General features: G+C 45.3%; 14 protein-coding genes and 5 tRNA genes. 8 read left to right on the top strand and 11 right to left on the bottom strand.

Annotated features, from left to right (window positions below; translation table 11 throughout):
- Window positions 1-401: 401 nt before the first annotated feature.
- The 11 genes from glmS to G4P54_RS01095 form a co-directional block, all read right to left on the bottom strand.
- The gene (gene glmS / locus G4P54_RS01145) at window positions 402-2,204 is read right to left on the bottom strand and encodes a glutamine--fructose-6-phosphate transaminase (isomerizing) (protein WP_024715638.1); all 1,803 of its coding nucleotides are present in this window, start codon (window positions 2,202-2,204) and stop codon (window positions 402-404) included.
- A gap of 429 nt (window positions 2,205-2,633) precedes the next feature.
- Window positions 2,634-3,980, bottom strand: coding sequence for a phosphoglucosamine mutase (gene glmM / locus G4P54_RS01140; protein ID WP_167871512.1), 1,347 nt, complete (start codon window positions 3,978-3,980; stop codon window positions 2,634-2,636).
- A gap of 18 nt (window positions 3,981-3,998) precedes the next feature.
- Window positions 3,999-5,447: a CdaA regulatory protein CdaR gene (gene cdaR / locus G4P54_RS01135; protein ID WP_167871511.1), complete on the bottom strand. Its 1,449-nt coding sequence runs from the start codon at window positions 5,445-5,447 to the stop codon at window positions 3,999-4,001.
- On the bottom strand, window positions 5,440-6,261 hold the full coding sequence (gene cdaA / locus G4P54_RS01130; RefSeq protein ID WP_003223651.1) for a diadenylate cyclase CdaA: 822 nt from the start codon (window positions 6,259-6,261) through the stop codon (window positions 5,440-5,442). The genes cdaR and cdaA overlap by 8 nt, the downstream gene beginning before the upstream one ends.
- Window positions 6,262-6,421: 160 nt before the next feature.
- On the bottom strand, window positions 6,422-7,048 hold the full coding sequence (gene rsiW, locus G4P54_RS01125; protein ID WP_024715641.1) for an anti-sigma-W factor RsiW: 627 nt from the start codon (window positions 7,046-7,048) through the stop codon (window positions 6,422-6,424).
- Between the two features lie 13 nt (window positions 7,049-7,061).
- Window positions 7,062-7,625, bottom strand: coding sequence for an RNA polymerase sigma factor SigW (gene sigW / locus G4P54_RS01120; protein WP_024715642.1), 564 nt, complete (start codon window positions 7,623-7,625; stop codon window positions 7,062-7,064).
- 228 nt (window positions 7,626-7,853) lie between these two features.
- Window positions 7,854-7,925: transfer RNA gene (locus tag G4P54_RS01115), tRNA-Gln, on the bottom strand.
- 4 nt (window positions 7,926-7,929) lie between these two features.
- Window positions 7,930-8,014: transfer RNA gene (locus G4P54_RS01110), tRNA-Tyr, on the bottom strand.
- A 22-nt stretch (window positions 8,015-8,036) separates the two neighbouring features.
- Window positions 8,037-8,109, bottom strand: a tRNA-Thr gene (locus tag G4P54_RS01105).
- Window positions 8,110-8,113: 4 nt separating this feature from the next.
- Window positions 8,114-8,189: transfer RNA gene (locus G4P54_RS01100), tRNA-Val, on the bottom strand.
- 3 nt (window positions 8,190-8,192) lie between these two features.
- Window positions 8,193-8,267: transfer RNA gene (locus tag G4P54_RS01095), tRNA-Glu, on the bottom strand.
- Window positions 8,268-8,447: 180 nt separating this feature from the next.
- Between G4P54_RS01095 and G4P54_RS01090 the strand changes: the two genes are divergently transcribed.
- The 8 genes from G4P54_RS01090 (at window position 8,448) to G4P54_RS01055 (ending at window position 17,253) form a co-directional block, all read left to right on the top strand.
- Window positions 8,448-8,903 (top strand): 2-thiouracil desulfurase family protein, encoded by a 456-nt coding sequence (locus G4P54_RS01090; protein ID WP_167871510.1) that lies wholly within the window; start codon window positions 8,448-8,450, stop codon window positions 8,901-8,903.
- Window positions 8,904-8,915: 12 nt separating this feature from the next.
- Window positions 8,916-9,404, top strand: a complete 489-nt coding sequence (locus G4P54_RS01085) for a GNAT family N-acetyltransferase (protein WP_024715644.1) — start codon at window positions 8,916-8,918, stop codon at window positions 9,402-9,404.
- A gap of 103 nt (window positions 9,405-9,507) precedes the next feature.
- On the top strand, window positions 9,508-10,428 hold the full coding sequence (murQ, locus tag G4P54_RS01080) for an N-acetylmuramic acid 6-phosphate etherase (RefSeq protein ID WP_167871509.1): 921 nt from the start codon (window positions 9,508-9,510) through the stop codon (window positions 10,426-10,428).
- Between the two features lie 16 nt (window positions 10,429-10,444).
- On the top strand, window positions 10,445-11,296 hold the full coding sequence (locus tag G4P54_RS01075; protein ID WP_167871508.1) for a MurR/RpiR family transcriptional regulator: 852 nt from the start codon (window positions 10,445-10,447) through the stop codon (window positions 11,294-11,296).
- Between the two features lie 25 nt (window positions 11,297-11,321).
- The gene (locus G4P54_RS01070; RefSeq protein ID WP_167871507.1) at window positions 11,322-12,683 is read left to right on the top strand and encodes a PTS transporter subunit EIIC; all 1,362 of its coding nucleotides are present in this window, start codon (window positions 11,322-11,324) and stop codon (window positions 12,681-12,683) included.
- A 53-nt stretch (window positions 12,684-12,736) separates the two neighbouring features.
- On the top strand, window positions 12,737-14,053 hold the full coding sequence (pbp4b, locus tag G4P54_RS01065; protein ID WP_167871506.1) for a penicillin binding protein PBP4B: 1,317 nt from the start codon (window positions 12,737-12,739) through the stop codon (window positions 14,051-14,053).
- A 27-nt stretch (window positions 14,054-14,080) separates the two neighbouring features.
- Window positions 14,081-15,994, top strand: a complete 1,914-nt coding sequence (locus G4P54_RS01060) for a glycoside hydrolase family 3 protein (protein WP_167871505.1) — start codon at window positions 14,081-14,083, stop codon at window positions 15,992-15,994.
- Window positions 15,995-16,008: 14 nt separating this feature from the next.
- Window positions 16,009-17,253 (top strand): exo-beta-N-acetylmuramidase NamZ family protein, encoded by a 1,245-nt coding sequence (locus G4P54_RS01055; protein WP_167871504.1) that lies wholly within the window; start codon window positions 16,009-16,011, stop codon window positions 17,251-17,253.
- Window positions 17,254-17,317 lie beyond the last annotated feature (64 nt).

The following is a 17,317-nucleotide window of genomic DNA, read 5'->3' as shown; positions in this document are numbered from 1 at the left end:
CTACCTTATGATTGGTCATTTTACTATATACAATATTTTAAGTTCCGTCTAAAGGAATGGAATATCGTCAATTTAGTGCCTTGAATTATAAAATAAATCGACTTATGTTCCTTTTCGTTTTTAATTAGGATACTTTTTCATCCTATCAAGATTTAAGAATTAAAATTAAATATTAAAAGAATGCTAAAGTCCTAATTTTATGAGCAAAAATAAACATCTGCTCCGATTATTGAGTTAAGTATAAGATATGCTAAATTTTAAACATTGTCAACCAAAACTCATATTCCAGTTCGTGGGAATCCTTTGGAATACAGAGAAAGCAAAATAAAACGATCCGTTCACTTATAAACGACGGGTATACAAAAACCCCTTTGGCTAAACAACCAAAGGGGTTAAACACTTTATTCCACAGTAACACTCTTCGCAAGGTTACGTGGTTTATCAACATCACAGCCGCGATGAAGCGCAGCATAGTAAGCGATCAGCTGCAATGGAACAACAGACACCAACGGAGCAAGCGCTGGGTTTACTTCCGGCAGTACGAATCTGTCATCCGCATCGTCCAGGCCTTTCAGTGAGATGATGCATGTGTTTGCTCCGCGAGCGGCAACTTCCTTGACGTTTCCGCGGATGCTTAGGTTTACGTGCTCTTGCGTTGCCAATGCGAATACTGGTGTGCCTTGTTCGATCAAGGCAATTGTACCGTGCTTCAGTTCTCCGCCGGCAAAGCCTTCTGCCTGGATGTAAGAAATCTCTTTCAGCTTCAGTGCGCCTTCGACACATACAAAGTAGTCAAGGCCGCGTCCGATGAAGAAAGCGTTTCTGGATACAGTCAGGTATTCACGGGCGATCATTTCCATTTCGTCTTTCTGGTCGCAAAGGGCTTCCATTGCGTTCGCAGCGATACCAAGTTCTTTGACGAGATCAAATCCGATATCAATACCGTTTTTGTCAGCGGCTACAGATGCAAGAACCGCAAGAACTGCGATTTGGGCAGTGTATGCTTTCGTTGACGCAACAGCGATTTCAGGGCCTGCATGAAGCAGCAATGTGTAGTCAGCTTCACGAGAAAGCGTTGATCCCGGTACGTTTGTGATTGTCAGTGCCTTGAGTCCGAGCGCTTTGACTTGAACAAGAACCGCGCGGCTGTCCGCTGTTTCCCCGCTTTGAGAAAGGAAAATGAAGAGCGGTTTCTTAGACAGAAGCGGCATGTTGTAAGAGAATTCACTCGCTACATGCACTTCAACCGGCACGTTTGCCCACATTTCAATATATTGTTTACCGACAAGCCCTGCATGGTAGCTTGTTCCGCAGCCGATGATATAGATGCGGTCTGCTTCAGCTACAGCAGAAGCGATATCTCCAGGCACGGACAGCTTGCCGTTTTCATCTTGATACGTTTGGATGATTTTGCGCATAACAACAGGCTGCTCATCCGTTTCTTTCAACATGTAGTGAGGGTACGTGCCTTTCTCGATATCACTGGCATCAAGCTCAGCAATATAAGACGCACGTGTAATCACGTCACCATCAAGGTTTTTGATGACAACTTGGTCGTCAGTGACGATAACCATTTCTTTATCCATCAGCTCTACGTATTCGTTTGTTACTTGAAGCATCGCCATCGCATCAGATGCTACGACGTTAAATGTGTCTCCAAGACCGACTAATAGAGGGCTTTTGTTCTTCGCAACAAAAATCGTTTCTCTGTTGTCGTTGTCGAATAAAGCAATTGCATAAGAGCCTTTTAACAGTGTAAGTGTTTTGCGGAACGCTTCTTCTGTCTCAAGTCCTCCGTTTACAAATTGCTCGATTACTTGAACGACTACTTCTGTATCAGTGTCACTTTTTAGCTCTACATCTTGTAAATACTCTTGTTTCAGCTGAACATAGTTCTCGATCACGCCGTTATGAACAAGTGTAAAGCGGCCCAGTGCGCTTTGATGCGGGTGAGCGTTCAGATAGCTTGGTTCGCCGTGTGTTGCCCAGCGAGTATGGCCAATTCCGGCTTTCGCTTCTACATTGGCATCCACAACTTCACGAAGATCCGCAATGCGTCCTTTTTCTTTGAACACATGGACTCCCTGTTCGTTGGCAACAGCGATACCGGCAGAGTCATATCCGCGGTATTCAAGCTTTTCTAACCCTTTCAACAAAATTTCCTTCGCATCAAGCTGACCGATATAACCTACGATTCCACACATATTTTCTTCCTCCTAAGATTGCAAAAGGAGACGAAGAAAGTCAAATTTCAAGGGGACTTTCAATCGTCCCCTCCTACATGTTTTTGGAAGATCATGTGATTTCTCTTTGTGCAAGGAGTCACCCCCTTGGTTTGAAGAAATCCTTACGGCTGTGATCTGCACACTCAGCCGGGAGGCATCCGCCGAAAATTCGATAACCTCCATCCTCGTCAACTAAGCCTTTTTCCGGGCGCTTAGTTCGGGCGCTATTATTATAGGTAAAGCAATAATCCCGTCTTTTCTTCCTCAGAGAAATGAGAACAAGACAAGCTTGATTTTACAGCATGTGCCATGAACGGTCAATTGTTTTTTAAACAACTTTGCCGCATGTTTCACAATTATCATATGTAAGTCCCGCTTGTCTCGTTCGCTCTCTGATGATAGACTTCGTTACTCTAATCCCATTTCTGACCGGACGACTTCAACAATGCGATTGACATATTCATCGCACAGCTCTTTCGTCTTCGCTTCAGCCATTACACGGACGAGCGGTTCAGTGCCTGAAGGACGCACCAAAATCCGTCCGTCGCCGTTCATTTCTTTTTCAATTTCAGAAATAACAGCTTTTACTTTTTCGTTTTCTTCGACTTTATATTTATCAGTTACTCTCACATTGACCAGCAGCTGCGGGAACTTTTGCATTTCAGCCGCAAGCTCTGACAGCGGCTTGCCTGTCGCTTTCAATGTGTTCATCAGCATGATAGCGGACAATAATCCGTCGCCTGTTGTGTTGTAATCAAGGAAAATAAGATGTCCTGACTGTTCTCCGCCGACATTGTAGCTGTCTTTTTTCATCGCTTCCACTACGTACCGGTCGCCGACAGCTGTCTGTACGCTTTTGATGCCTTCTTTTTCGAGCGCTTTATAGAAGCCGAGGTTGCTCATCACAGTGGAAACCACTGTATCATCCTTTAAACGGCCCTCAGTTTTCAGGTGTTTTGAGCATATGTACATGATTTGGTCGCCGTCAACGATATTTCCTTTTTCATCGACAGCAATCAAGCGGTCGCCGTCACCGTCGAACGCAAGCCCGAGATCAGCGTTTTTCTCTTTGACAAATGCGCTGAGCGCTTCCGGATGAGTCGATCCGACGCCGTCATTAATGTTTAATCCATTCGGGGAAGTCCCCATTGTTGATACATCTGCATCTAAATCAGCAAACAGGTGTGTCGCCAAGGACGATGTTGCGCCATGCGCACAATCCAGCGCCACATGAATGCCTGTAAAGTCTTCATCAGCAGTCTGCTTTAAGAATTGCAGATACTTTTGTCCGCCTTCAAAATAGTCATTTACAAGTCCGAGGTCGGCTCCGACCGGTCTTGGCAGCTTATCCTCCGGTTCGTCCATCAGGCGTTCAATTTCAGCCTCCTGTTCGTCAGAAAGCTTAAATCCGTCACCCCCGAAGAACTTGATGCCGTTATCCTGCACTGGGTTATGAGAAGCGGAAATCATGACGCCTGCCTCTGCGTCCATCGCTTTTGTTAAATAGGATACACCAGGTGTAGAAATGACACCCAGACGCATGACTTCTGCGCCAATGGATAAAAGTCCGGCGACAAGGGCTCCCTCCAGCATATGGCCGGAGATCCGTGTATCGCGGCCTATCAGCACTTTTGGACGTTGTTTATCTTTCGTCAGCACATACCCGCCGAAACGTCCGACTTTAAAGGCCAGCTCAGGTGTAAGCTCACTATTGGCGACACCTCTTACACCGTCTGTTCCAAAATACTTGCCCATTTTATAATCGCTCCTTTTTTATTCTGATGAGGATTGTGAATCCGCAGCGGACTCATCCTGATCTTGGTTTTGATCTTTATTTTCGTCTTGTTTTTGATCATTGCTGTTTTTATCATTGTTTGTTGTATCTTCTCGCTGTTTGTTATCTTGATCATTCGTTTGCTTATCTGTGTCATCCTGGCTCCCTGATGTATTGCTGCTGTTGCCATTCCTGGATGTAGTGCTCTTTTTAGACGTCAGCTTGATTTTGGCATTCTTCTGCCCCAAGGACCAGGTTACATTCTGCGGCCCGTTCACTTCAAGCTGCACGCTATGCTCCCCGTCCTCTAAATCTGAAACATTCACATACAGTTCTATATCTGATTTCTTCAGTTTTCTTATATTGGCGGGGGAGCCTTTAGCCGTCACATCTATCGCTTGCGATTCAGGATCAAGAAATTCGATGTTTTGCGAGCTGCTCAGCCCCACAGTCTTAATTGAGACATTTTCAAACTTCTGATCCGCTTCACTATCAACTTCTATATGCAATGTCACCTTTGACGGCGAGATTTTTTTGACGCCGTCAGGAAGCGGAATATCTGCCTCGATATCGGAATCCTTGTTGATTTTGCTTAAATCTAAGCTGACGCCGTCAACAAATTCAAGAGAATCCAACACATCCTGCGAGCCGTAAACCGTTACCTCACTGGGGCTGGATTCAATATTTGCTATGCTGACACCGTCTGGAAGGCTTCCTGTCCGTTCAATTTTAAAGGGCACTTTTTTACTCGGGCTCGTCACCGGAACAGTAATCTTAATGACCGATGGCTCTACATCAACAGGAAGCGCGTTTCCATCCTTATCATAGACAGTCACTTTCGCTTCCTGATCAATCGTTTCATCTGCATTTTCCAAATTCACTGAAGCTTTCACAAGAGAAATATTATCGATTACATTTTTAGATCCGGTAATCTGCACATTTTTCGGACTGACAATCGGCTGCTCCGGGGAATAGCCTTTTTTCATTTTGCTTTTGTTGTAATACTCCACTTCTACGGGAAAGCTTTTAGTCGTCCGTTCTTGAATGGTCACTGTCGTAACAGACGGATTGATTGAAATTGTCAGCCCATCCGACACGTTTTTGGCCTTAAGCTCGACCTTATGTGTGCCGGTTTTCAAATGTTCCATATCGGCATATATTTCAAAGTTCTTTGTCTGCCTAGCCTTTTTCACGGCGCTTGTCGAACCTTTTATCGTGACATTAACCGTTTGCGGCACACCCGTCACGACATAATTTTCATCATCATAATACGCTTTGACCGGAATATCAGTCAGTGTTGCCTCATCTGTTGTTGATGTCGGAAAGAAAGATTCACCCGGTTTTTTCGGAGTCGGTGCTTGATTGCTGTTAACCGCCACATAAAGCAAGAGTGCGAAAAGCAGAGCGATAATTTTCACAGCCCAGCGGTTGTTTAAGAATTTATCCATTTTTCTTGCCCCTCCAATACCAGCGGTTAGAAGAAGTGTCTCTGGTGTTTTTCTTAAACTCGGCTTCAAGCATTTCTTTCAGCGCTTCTTCAGTCAGCTCTCTGTGAAGGTCGCCGTTCTTCGCCACACTGACGCCGCCGGTCTCTTCAGACACAATAATCGTCAAGCTGTCTGTTACTTCACTGATGCCGACAGCCGCTCTGTGCCGCGTACCCAGTTCTTTCGAAATAAACGGGCTTTCAGAAAGCGGCAGATAACAGGCGGCCGCGGCAATTTCATTATTCTTCATGATCACCGCACCGTCATGAAGCGGGGTATTCGGAATAAAAATATTGATCAGCAGCTCAGAGCTGACTTTGGCATTCAATGGTATGCCGGTCTCAATATAATCCCCCATTCCAGTATCCCGCTCAATGGTCAGCAGAGCGCCTATACGGCGTTTCGCCATATAATTGATCGCTTTTGTGATGGCCTCAATGGTTTTCTGCTGCGCTTCTTCGACAGGCGTACCGCTCCTTGAAAAAAAGCGGCCGCGGCCGAGCTGTTCAAGCGCTCTTCTCAGCTCAGGCTGAAAAATAATAATAATTGCTAAAAATCCCCATGTTATCGCTTGGTCCATCAGCCATTGAAGTGTGCTGAGACCCAAGTATTGGCTGGCCATACGGACAAGCACGATCACAACAATTCCTTTTAACAGCTGGACCGCTTTCGTGCCGCGTATCACCATAATCAATTTATATATCACATACCAAACAAGGAGAATATCAACGGCATTGCCGAGGTACTGCAAAAAAGGGATATCCTCAAAAGCCATTTCCTCGTCCTCCACGAATTCAGTCATTTCGTATTTTGTGTTTTACGTGTTACGCATATGTACTTTACATAGCGAGCCCATTATACCACATTTCGATTTGGCAAGTGAAATGTGCCCACCCTTTCAGCCCGCAAAAAAAGAGCAAAGCGGCTGATACGCTTTACTCTTTTCCGTTTGGATCTAATGCATGGAATATGCTTTTCCCCGCAGACTTCATCTTGTACCATGTCCAGTCGAATAATTGATTGATTTCTTCAATCTGACCGGTGACTTGTCCAGCAGAGGCCATATACTTTTCGCCGTTTACGACAGTTACATCCCCGTCTATTTTTCCTTTAATGATCAGCTTGCCGTTTTTGACAGTCACATCACCTTTGACCGTCTCACCCTCAGGCACGATCACAGTGCTGTTATGCACCACTAGATTCGGCTGCTTGGACACGCTGAAATTGTGGTCATTATGCCAGCTGTTAAAAAAACCTCCGCCCATCAAAATGATGAATACCGCAGCAGCTGCGATAACGGGATGGGATCTGAACCATCTTTTCACAGAAGCTCTTTTCTTCTCCTTAGGCAATTTTGCCATGACGTTAGCGGTAAAATTTGCGGGGGCTTCAACATGCGATGTGCTCCGGACGAGCGCTATGGATTTTTCCATCTCATAAAAATGCTTTTTGCATTTCTCGCATGTCTCAAGATGTTCCTTTAATTCGTGTTCATCTTTTGGAAGGATATCTCCATCAAGATGCATATGCATAAGCTGCACAATTTGTTCAGGACAGCTCATTTCATCACCCCACTTAAAGATCCCTTAATTGTTTTCTGAGAGCCTCTCTGCCTCTGTGAATCCGCGTTTTTACAGTCCCAACAGGAATATTCAGAATCTCGCCGATTTCAATTAATGAGAGTTCGTCAATATACTTTAATACGATGACGGTTCTGTATTTGTCAGGAAGCTTTAAAATTTTCTGCTGAATCGTGTGTGAGAGCTCCAGCGACACAACTGCATCCTCAGGCAAAACTCCGTCTGCGGCGATTTGCGAATACATCGTCAAGCCTTCCGTACCAGCCACCACTGCATCGAGGTAATAATCTGGCTTCTTTTTGCGAATGCGGTCAATGGTCAAATTGGTGGCAATTCGGTAAAGCCAAGTTGAAAATTTCCGGTTAATATCAAAACTGTCGATATTAACGTACGCTCTGATGAAAGCCTCCTGTGCAATATCCTCCGCCTCATGCACATTGCCAAGCATACGGTAGCAAAGCTGATAAATTTTATCTTTGTAAATATCTACGATGTCTGCAAATGCATTTTGATCGCCTTTTTTGACTTGCTTAATTCTCTTTTTAATCATCATTTCCATATTTATCTAACCTCTGCCTTCACCGGTCTGTATGTATACGAGCTTCGTTTCAAAAGGTTTCAACTTTTTTATAGAATAAGTTTATCAAATTTTTGGCAGGGTGTAGATGGTAATTCGTGAATAAACTACCTTAACATATTTTTAAAATTATTATACAGACTGAACAGTTAGAAGTTGAAATGATTTAAAAAAAGAAAAAAGACACCTTTTGGTCAAAGGTGTCTGTGACTGGGCTAGCTGGATTCGAACCAACGCATGACGGAGTCAAAGTCCGTTGCCTTACCGCTTGGCTATAGCCCAATAATGGTGGAGGGGGGCAGATTCGAACTGCCGAACCCTGAGGGAGCGGATTTACAGTCCGCCGCGTTTAGCCACTTCGCTACCCCTCCATATTAATAGTAAGAAACACAGTGCCGGCAAGAGGACTTGAACCCCCAACCTACTGATTACAAGTCAGTTGCTCTACCAATTGAGCTACACCGGCAAGATGGTGGAGGATGACGGGCTCGAACCGCCGACCCTCTGCTTGTAAGGCAGATGCTCTCCCAGCTGAGCTAATCCTCCAAATGGTGACCCGTACGGGATTCGAACCCGTGTTACCGCCGTGAAAGGGCGGTGTCTTAACCGCTTGACCAACGGGCCGTTTGTGTTCTCGTCGAGCTGACAAAAGTTATTATATACAGGTTATCCCCCCTTTGTAAAGGGGAAAATTAAATTTTTTATTTTCAAACTTTTTAACTCCTTTTTTAACTGAAAAAGCCTCCTGCCATTAGTCATTTATTTTATGATAGAGACAAGCAAAGTAAGAGAGGAGAAACCATTATGATTCTAGTCAGTTCTTGTCTTGGAGGCATTGAATGCAGATATAACGGCTCTCACGCCGCGTCAGCGAAAATCAGAAAACTCGTCGATGAAAATAAAGCGGTCATGGCTTGCCCTGAGCTTCTCGGCGGCTTCTCAACTCCCCGTGAGCCTGCAGAAATCATCGGAGGCACCGGTGAGGATGTTCTCAATGGCAACGCGAAAATCGTGACAGCTTCTGGGGAAGATGTCACAGAACTATATATGAAAGGTGCCGCTAAAACGTTAGCTTACGCAAAAGAAATCAGCGCCTCTGCCATCATCTTAAAAGAAAACAGTCCATCGTGCGGAAGCGGATTTATTTATAACGGCACGTTTTCTGGCAAAAAAATCACCGGCAGCGGAGTAACCGCAGCACTGTTAAAACAAGCGGGCTACCGTGTCATTTCAGAAAACCAGCTAGACGATATATTGTAAGGAGGCCGCCACATGACTTCAGACATTTCTTTATCCTTCTATAAGCCTGAACACTTGCCGGAGCTTCAATCATTCACGCTAAACAATGATGACAAACGCTTTACCGCTCTTCCCAAAGAGGTGCTGACTCAAGCTTTGGGCGTACAGGACCGGTATCCGGTTGTCATCTTAAAAAACGATCTGCCAGTCGGTTTTTTTATTTTACACACATCAAGAGAAACGCTTGCGCCCTATTCTAACAATCCATTTGCTTTACTGCTCAGTTCCCTGTCTTTAAACGCTGTGCATCACGAAAAAGGCTATGCAAAAAAAGCAATGCTTCAGCTTCCCGCTTTTGTGGGCGGTTATTTTCCATGGTGTGATGAAATCATTTTGGCCGTCAATCATTTGAACACACGCGCAAAGCACCTTTATATGAAATGCGGGTTCCTTGATAAAGGGCGGAGAAGAATCGGACCGCTTGGCGAACAGCTCATTCTGCATTATTTCTTATCACCTTGAATGAAATAAAATTTCAAAAATTCAAAAACATAGTTGAAATATCATGACATAAATGAATATACTGAATATTGGGATATATCATTTTTGAACAGGGGGCATCCTCATGTCAGAATCAGAACTATTAAACCTTCATCATCTTACAACGGAATCACGCAATCGCCAAACAGCGGAAATCCACAAAGCAAGCACATTCGGCATCCTCCAAATGATCAACGACGAAGATCAGAAAGTCGCTGCCGCCGTTCAGCGGGTTCTACCCGATATCAAAACAGCTGTAGACTGCGCATATGACTCATTTCAAAATGGAGGGCGCCTCATATACACAGGCGCCGGCACAAGCGGCAGACTCGGTGTCATGGATGCTGTTGAATGTCCTCCCACTTATAGCGTAAGCCCGGATCAGGTCATCGGAATCATGGCTGGAGGCCCCAAAGCATTTTTGCAGGCGGCTGAAGGAATTGAAGACAGTGAAGAAGCAGGAGCTAAGGATTTAAAAAACATACAACTCACTTCAAACGACACCGTCATTGCTATTGCAGCAAGCGGCCGCACACCTTATGCTGCTGGCGCTCTAACATACGCCCGCAAAGTCGGAGCACACACCATCGCCCTTACCTGTAATGAAAATTCCGCCATCAGCAAAAACGCGGATCACCGCATTGAGGTTGTCGTCGGACCTGAGGCCATTACAGGATCAACACGTATGAAAGCGGCAACCGCTCATAAAATGATTCTAAACATGATCTCCACCACAGTAATGGTCAAAATCGGCAAGGTTTACGAAAACTTGATGGTAGACGTCAACGTCAGCAACAAAAAGCTAAAAGAACGCGCCATCAGCATCATCCAAAGCCTCACCAACGCTTCATACGACACAGCCAGAAACACACTCGAACAAGCCAATCATCACGTAAAGACGGCAATCGTCATGCTCAAAACGAGCACAGATCAGAATCAAGCCAAGACATTGCTCGATGAAGCAAACGGTTTCATTGATAAAGCAATCGAAAATTACCATCCATGATAAGGAGAGACCAAGAATGGCATCAGGCGGTTTAGCGATTATCCAATCCATGAAGCATAAGCTACCTCCATCCGAACGTAAACTTGCAGATTATATCCTAACTCATCCCCACAAAGCAATCGAAAGCACCGTCAGTGAAATCAGCACCTTAGCCAATTCAAGTGACGCCGCCGTCATCAGGCTCTGCAAATCACTCGGATTAAAGGGATTCCAAGATTTAAAAATGAGAGTGGCAGGCGATCTGGCAAAGCCTGCTGTACAAGGCTACCGGGACATTGCGCCTCACGAACCGCTGTCCTCCATTTCTGAAAAAGCGGCAGGCAACGCCATTCAAGCTATCCAGGATACTTCGGACCTGATGGACTACAAAGAGCTTGACCGAGCGGTTTCTCTGCTTCTCAAAGCTCATACCGTTCATTTTATCGGCGTCGGAGCTTCAGGAATTGTCGCCAAGGACGCCCAGCAAAAATGGCTTCGCATTCATAAACAAGCAACCGCGTTTACAGACACTCATCTTGTGGCATCACTCATCGCAAATGCAGATAAGGATGACATCGTATTCGCCATTTCGTTTTCGGGAGAGACGCAGGAAATGATTGAACTGCTCACCATGGCTAAGGAAAAGGGCATCACAACGATCAGCCTTACACAATTCAGTCAGACATCCGTCTCCGCGCTGGCTGATGTCCCGTTGTACACGGCACATTCCAACGAAGCCTTGATTCGAAGCGCAGCCACTTCCTCCCGCCTCGCCCAGCTTTTTATGATTGATGTTTTGTTTTTAGGCATGGCGGCTGAGCAGTATGAAGAAACAACCGGCTATATTGATAAAACAAGAGCAGCCATACAATCTATGAGAAAAAAATAGGACGGCTTGAAGAGGAGGGGTTTTGATGAGCAAAGAAAACAACTACCATCATCTCGCAAAGAAAATCCTTGCGCTATGCGGAGGAAAATCCAATATTTCTTCGTATACGCATTGCATGACACGCCTGCGTATTACGATTTACGATGAAAATAAAGCAGATGCTCAGGCTTTAAGGGAGCTTGACGGCGTATTGGGGGTGGTCGAAGCTGAAACCTTACAAATCATCCTCGGCACCGGAGTCGTTAATCATGTGACAGCCGCTTTCTCAAAGCTGTCAGAAGAAGTTGTCGATGTCAAAGAAGCAGCGGCAAAAAAGAAAGCCGATATCAACCGAAAAAACGCCACTCCTTTTAAACTATTCTTACGTAAAGTTGCCAGCATCTTTATTCCTCTTATTCCCGCACTCGTGGCTTCCGGTTTAATCACCGGGATTACAAAAGCCATCATTCAAGCCGAATGGCTCTCAGCAGAATCACAAATCGCCATTATCCTGACAGTGATCGGCTCAGGGCTGTTCACATATCTCGGTATTCTCGTCGGCATCAACGCATCGAAAGAATTTGGCGGGACACCCGCCCTTGGAGCTTTGGCAGGGATCTTGATTATAAATCCGGAGATCGCAAAGATCAGTTTATTCGGAGAACAGCTTCTTCCGGGAAGGGGAGGTCTGATCGGGGTTCTTTTCGCAGCCATATTCATTGCTTACACCGAACAATTTATCCGCCGTTTTATTCCTCAATCACTCGATATCATTGTCACCCCAACCGTTTCACTGTTACTCACCGGAATCGTCACGTATGTCGTATTTATGCCTTTAGGCGGCTTCATTTCTGACGCCATTACATCAGGCCTTCTCTCCATCTTGGACATCGGCGGCATCGCTGCCGGCTTTATTCTGGGCGCAGCCTTCCTTCCTCTCGTCGTAACCGGACTGCATCAAGGCTTAACGCCAGTGCACATGGAACTGATCAATTCAATCGGCAATGATCCTTTGCTCCCTATTCTGGCGATGGGAGGCGCAGGACAGGTAGGCGCTGCCTTTGCCATTTTTGTAAAAACAAAAAAAACAACCTTGAGAAAAGCAATCGCTGGAGGGCTGCCTTCGGGGCTGCTCGGCATCGGTGAACCGCTTATCTTCGGCGTCACGCTGCCGCTCGGCCGTCCGTTTATAACAGCATGCTTAGGAGCTGGAATCGGCGGCGCTTTTCAAGCTTATTTTCAAGTAGCCACCAGTGCGATCGGGGTCTCCGGGCTGCCGCTTTCCTTTCTCGTCCTGCCTTCGCAAATCATCCTATATATCATCGGACTCTTTATTTCTACTGTAGCCGGCTTTTTATTGACCTACGCCTTCGGATATAAAGATGAAATGGCTTCTCAGTTCGATTAAATTATGTCTGTTCAGGGATAATAACCCGATAGAAGCACGAAAGGAGCAACCTTGTGAAAACGAAGGCCCTGTTCTTGTTCTGTGCCATTGTAACCCTATCTATATTGACGCCAAACGAAACCTTCGCGCAAACAACAATCGAGACGACAACCATAGATGAAGAAATTGCACAATTCTCGCCAAAGAAATTAAGGAAGGTTGATCAGATGATCGAACGGGATATTGCAGCAGGATTCCCAGGCGCCGTTCTTGTCGTCGTGAAGGATGGCCGCATCATAAAAAAAACAGCATATGGCTACAGGAAAAAGTACGAAGGAGCAGAACTGCTGCGCCGTCCGGCAAAAATGAAAACCCGCACGATGTTTGACTTAGCCTCAAATACGAAAATGTACGCTACTAATTTTGCATTACAGCGCTTAGTCAGCCAAGGAAAGCTCGATGTCTATGAAAAGGTTTCTGCATATTTGCCTGATTTCAAGGATCAGCCCGGAGACCTTTTGAAAGGAAAAGATAAGATTCGTGTCATCGATGTCCTACAGCACCAGTCTGGGCTCCCCTCAAGCTTTTACTTTTACACGCCGGAAAAAGCCGGCAAGTACTATTCTCAGGAGCGGGACAAAACGATCAAATATTTGACGAAAGTTCCGCTCGATTATCAAACAGGGACAAAACACGTATACAGTGACATCGGATATATGCTCCTTGGCTGCATTGTCGAAAAAGTCACCGGTAAACCGCTTGATGTCTACGCGGAGCAAGAGATCTACAAGCCGCTGGGACTGAAGCATACCTTATACAATCCACTGGAAAAAGGCTTTAAACAAAAGCAGTTTGCAGCTACTGAACGCATGGGCAATACACGGGACGGCGTTATTCATTTCCCTAACATACGTACAGATACGCTGCAAGGAGAAGTGCATGACGAAAAGGCGTTTTACTCAATGGATGGTGTGTCCGGCCATGCCGGGTTGTTCTCAAATGCAGATGATATGGCCATACTGCTGCAAGTCATGTTAAACAAAGGGTCATACCGAAACATTTCTTTATTTGATCAAAAAACAGCTGACCTGTTTACAGCGCCTTCAGCAACAGATCAGACATTTGCTCTTGGCTGGCGGCGAAACGGAAGTAAAAGCATGGAATGGATGTTTGGCCCTTATGCCAGCGAAAACGCTTACGGACATACCGGCTGGACAGGGACGGTTACCGTCATTGATCCAGCATACCATTTAGGCATCGCATTATTAACAAACAAAAAGCATTCACCAGTTGCTGATCCAGAGGAAAATCCAAATGTGTTTGAAGGTGATGAATTTCCAACAGGCAGTTACGGGAGCGTCATTACCGCGATTTATGAAGCAATGGAATGAACGATTCAACGATAGGAGGAAGTTTCTATGAAACCTGTCTTTCCGCTTATCCTTTCAGCCGTTCTCTTTCTTTCATGTTTTCTCGGCGCCAGTCAGACAGAAGCCGCTGCATCCAGCGGCTCAACAGACGCCAAACAGATTGTCAATCGCATGACATTAGATCAAAAACTCGGCCAGATGCTGATGCCCGATTTCAGAAATTGGCAAAAGAAAAGCGAGTCCTCTCTGCAAGCCTTTACAAAAATGAATGAGGAAGTCGCCGGCCTCATCAAAAAATATCAATTCGGCGGCGTTATCCTTTTTTCAGAAAATGTAAAAACAACAAAGCAAACTTTACAGCTGACAGACGCTTACCAAAAGGCGAGTCCTAATATCCCGCTGATCCTGAGTATTGACCAGGAAGGCGGCATCGTAACGAGATTAGGGGAGGGCACTAATTTCCCAGGGAATATGGCGCTGGGCGCAGCCAGAAACAGAATCAATGCCTATCAGACCGGCAGCATTATTGGAAAAGAGCTTTCTGCCTTAGGCATTAATACAGATTTCAGCCCTGTCGTGGACATTAATAATAATCCTGATAATCCGGTGATCGGCGTACGGTCATTCAGCTCGAATCGGGAACTGACAGCGCGACTCGGTTTATATACGATGAAAGGTTTGCAGCGGCAGAATATCGCCTCTGCCCTCAAACATTTCCCGGGACATGGAGACACGGACGTTGACAGCCATTACGGACTGCCGCTCGTTTCCCATAATCAAAAACGGCTCCGTGAGGTTGAGCTTTATCCTTTTCAAAGAGCAATTGATGCCGGTGCTGATATGGTGATGACAGCGCATGTTCAATTTCCTGCCTTTGACGACACCACATACAAAAGCAAACTCGATGGATCGGACATTCTGGTGCCGGCTACACTCTCGAAAAAAGTGATGACAGGTCTTCTTCGTCAAGAAATGGGCTTTAATGGCGTGATCGTTACCGATGCTCTCAATATGAAAGCAATAGCGGATCATTTCGGCCAGGAAGAAGCTGTCGTCATGGCTGTAAAAGCCGGCGTTGATATTGCATTGATGCCTGCCTCAGTTACTTCTTTAAAAGAAGAACAGAAATTCGCACGTGTCATCCAAGCTTTAAAAGAAGCCGTGAAAAACGGAGACATTCCTGAACATCAAATCAACAAATCAGTTGAAAGAATCATTTCCCTGAAAATAAAACGCGGTATATATCCGGCTCGAAACGACGACAGCATAAAAGAAAAAATAACGAAAGCCCAGAAAATTGTAGGCAGCAAGCGTCACCTGAAAGCTGAGAAAAAAATAGCTGAAAAAGCAGTAACCGTATTAAAAAATGAACAGCACACCTTGCCGTTTAAGCCTAAAAAAGACAGCCAAATTTTAATTGTCGCGCCTTACGAAGAACAAACTGCTTCGATTGAACAAACCATTCGCGATCTCATCAAACGAAAGAAAATGAAACACGTGTCCCTCAGCAAAATCAATTTTGCCAACCAAGTATTTAATGCCGAGTATGAAAAACAAATAGAAGCGGCTGATTATATCATTACCGGCTCCTACGTCGTAAAAAATGATCCTGTCATCGACGACACCGTATCAGATTCAAGCAAATGGGCCACCGTATTTCCAAGGGCTGTAATGAAAGCCGCACTGCAGCACAACAAGCCATTTGTTTTAATGAGCCTGCGCAACCCATATGATGCAGCCAATTTTGAAGAAGCGAAAGCACTCATTGCTGTCTATGGTTTTAAAGGATACGCAAATGGACGTTATTTACAACCCAATATTCCGGCAGGCGTTAGGGCGATATTCGGTCAGACAAAACCTAAAGGCACTCTTCCAGTCGACATTCCGTCAGTCATGAAACCGGGAAACACCCTTTATCCATATGGCTACGGATTAAATATCAAAACGGGAAAACAGCTTTAACAAGGAGGGGACACATGAGAAAAACAATACTTGCTTTTCTCACAGGGCTTATGATGTTCGGAACGATAACAACTGCCTCGGCATCACCCGATTCCAGAAATCAAACTGCTAAAAAACCTAAAGTCCAAACCGGCATAGACACGCTTTTGCCAGATTATAAAAAGCATCTCAAAGGAAAACGAATCGGATTGATCACCAATCCCACCGGGGTAAACGCATCTCTGAAAAGCAGTGTCGATATTCTCTACGAGAGCCCTGATATCAAGCTGACAGCTTTATTCGGCCCTGAGCATGGCGTCCGCGGCGACGCTCAGGCGGGAGACGAAGTCGGCTCTTACATTGACGAAAAAACCGGGATTCCCGTATACAGCCTCTACGGAAAAACAAAGAAACCGACACCAGAAATGCTGAAAAATGTCGATGTTCTCATATTTGATATTCAGGATGTCGGGACCCGCTTCTACACGTACATTTATACAATGGCATACGCAATGGAAGCCGCTAAAGAAAACGGCATTCCTTTTATGGTGCTGGACCGGCCGAATCCACAAGGCGGGAAACATACTGAAGGACCGATCTTAGAGCCTGAATACGCCTCATTTGTCGGACTGTATCCCATTCCGTTAAAGCATGGAATGACCATTGGCGAATTGGCTTTACTGTTCAACAAAGAATTTGACATTGATGCCAATCTGACAGTGGTGAAAATGAAACACTGGAAACGCAAAATGGATTTTGACGACACCAGACTGCCTTTTGTCCTCCCTTCACCGAACATGCCAACGGTGGAAAGCACTTTTGTTTATCCCGCAACCGGACTGATTGAAGGAACGAATATATCCGAAGGGCGGGGGACGACAAAGCCTTTCGAATTGATTGGGGCTCCCTTCATTAAAAGCACAGAACTCGAAGAAACGTTAAACAGCCTCAACCTGCCTGGTGTGACATTCAGGGCGGCCTCCTTTACGCCGACATTTTCTAAACATCAAGGCACACTTTGCCACGGGGTGCAGCTCTATGTGACAGACAGAGAAAAGCTTGAAGCGGTTAGAACAGGTCTGTCACTCATTAAAACCATACACGATCTCTATCCTGAGGATTTTGAGTTCCTCTCAACAGGATCATTTGACAAACTGGCAGGCAACGGCTGGATCCGGACAAAAATTGAAAACGGCGCTTCTATGAAAGACATCATAGACAGCTACGAAAAACCACTCCAACAATTCAGCAAAACGAGAAAAAAATATCTCATCTATTAAGACGTAAGCATCGTATGTTACACGTGTAACATTTTCTTACCGAACAAAAGACCCTTACTTTTAA

The organism is Bacillus tequilensis (assembly GCF_012225885.1).
Classification (GTDB): domain Bacteria; phylum Bacillota; class Bacilli; order Bacillales; family Bacillaceae; genus Bacillus; species Bacillus tequilensis.
The sequence above is the reverse complement of the archived record's forward strand: the minus strand, read 5'-3'. Positions and strand labels throughout refer to the sequence as shown.

Excerpts from the sequence above, each read along its gene's own strand:
- glmS (WP_024715638.1), bottom strand. The coding sequence starts at position 2,204 with ATGTGTGGAATCGTAGGTTATATCGGTCAGCTTGATGCGAAGGAAATT.
- glmM (WP_167871512.1), bottom strand. The coding sequence starts at position 3,980 with ATGGGCAAGTATTTTGGAACAGACGGTGTAAGAGGTGTCGCCAATAGT.
- cdaR (WP_167871511.1), bottom strand. The coding sequence starts at position 5,447 with ATGGATAAATTCTTAAACAACCGCTGGGCTGTGAAAATTATCGCTCTG.
- cdaA (WP_003223651.1), bottom strand. The coding sequence starts at position 6,261 with ATGGCTTTTGAGGATATCCCTTTTTTGCAGTACCTCGGCAATGCCGTT.
- rsiW (WP_024715641.1), bottom strand. The coding sequence starts at position 7,048 with ATGAGCTGTCCTGAACAAATTGTGCAGCTTATGCATATGCATCTTGAT.
- sigW (WP_024715642.1), bottom strand. The coding sequence starts at position 7,625 with ATGGAAATGATGATTAAAAAGAGAATTAAGCAAGTCAAAAAAGGCGAT.
- G4P54_RS01090 (WP_167871510.1), top strand. The coding sequence starts at position 8,448 with ATGATTCTAGTCAGTTCTTGTCTTGGAGGCATTGAATGCAGATATAAC.
- G4P54_RS01085 (WP_024715644.1), top strand. The coding sequence starts at position 8,916 with ATGACTTCAGACATTTCTTTATCCTTCTATAAGCCTGAACACTTGCCG.
- murQ (WP_167871509.1), top strand. The coding sequence starts at position 9,508 with ATGTCAGAATCAGAACTATTAAACCTTCATCATCTTACAACGGAATCA.
- G4P54_RS01075 (WP_167871508.1), top strand. The coding sequence starts at position 10,445 with ATGGCATCAGGCGGTTTAGCGATTATCCAATCCATGAAGCATAAGCTA.
- G4P54_RS01070 (WP_167871507.1), top strand. The coding sequence starts at position 11,322 with ATGAGCAAAGAAAACAACTACCATCATCTCGCAAAGAAAATCCTTGCG.
- G4P54_RS01060 (WP_167871505.1), top strand. The coding sequence starts at position 14,081 with ATGAAACCTGTCTTTCCGCTTATCCTTTCAGCCGTTCTCTTTCTTTCA.
- G4P54_RS01055 (WP_167871504.1), top strand. The coding sequence starts at position 16,009 with ATGAGAAAAACAATACTTGCTTTTCTCACAGGGCTTATGATGTTCGGA.